Below are 598 nucleotides of genomic sequence, written 5' to 3' on the forward strand. Positions count from 1 at the left end.
GCCGAGCGGCGTGCCTATCCTGCCGGCCGAACGCAGGCCGGTGGCGACGCCATTGATCTCAGTTGGCCAGTCCTTGTCGCCAAGCGCATTCAGCGCCGCCACGTTGCGCAGCAGCGCGGCGTCGGTCTTGCCTTCCTGCAGGCAGTTGGGGCTCAAGCCGCTCGCCATGCGGCAGGCATGGACATCGGCGATGAACAGGAAAGTGGCGTCGATCGACTGGACGCGTTGCCCGGTCTGGCTGAAGGCCGGGCGCGACAAGGCGCCGGCCGCGGCAAATCCTGCAGCCTGCGCCAGGAAGTTGCGTCGGGAAAGCGATGCAGTCGAACGGCGATTCATCATACGCTGATTCAGCATGGACAGCGGCCGGTCGTCCAGCGCCTCTGCGCCATCATCGACATGATGCCACGGGTCTGGCATGTCTCGCTTGCGCAAGCGGAGGAGGACGAAAAATGAAAGCCGCACCTATCTGCATGATCCTGGCCGCGATGTTGTGCGCGAGCACTGCGCATGCGGCCGGCTGCGTCGACGTCAAGTCCGCCAGAACGGGTTTCGTTCTGGCGAGGCCCGGCATCCAGCGCGAATTTCGGCCCGTGGCCGG

At 65.6% G+C, this 598-nt stretch carries 1 pseudogene; it reads right to left on the reverse strand.

Annotated elements, in window-relative coordinates:
- A pseudogene (locus ENZ74_RS33745) lies at window positions 1-339 on the reverse strand (metallophosphoesterase); the annotation flags it as partial.
- Between the last annotated feature and the right edge of the window lie 259 nt (window positions 340-598).

This window comes from Mesorhizobium sp. M7A.F.Ca.CA.002.15.2.1 (assembly GCF_003998715.1).
Taxonomy (GTDB): domain Bacteria; phylum Pseudomonadota; class Alphaproteobacteria; order Rhizobiales; family Rhizobiaceae; genus Mesorhizobium; species Mesorhizobium ciceri.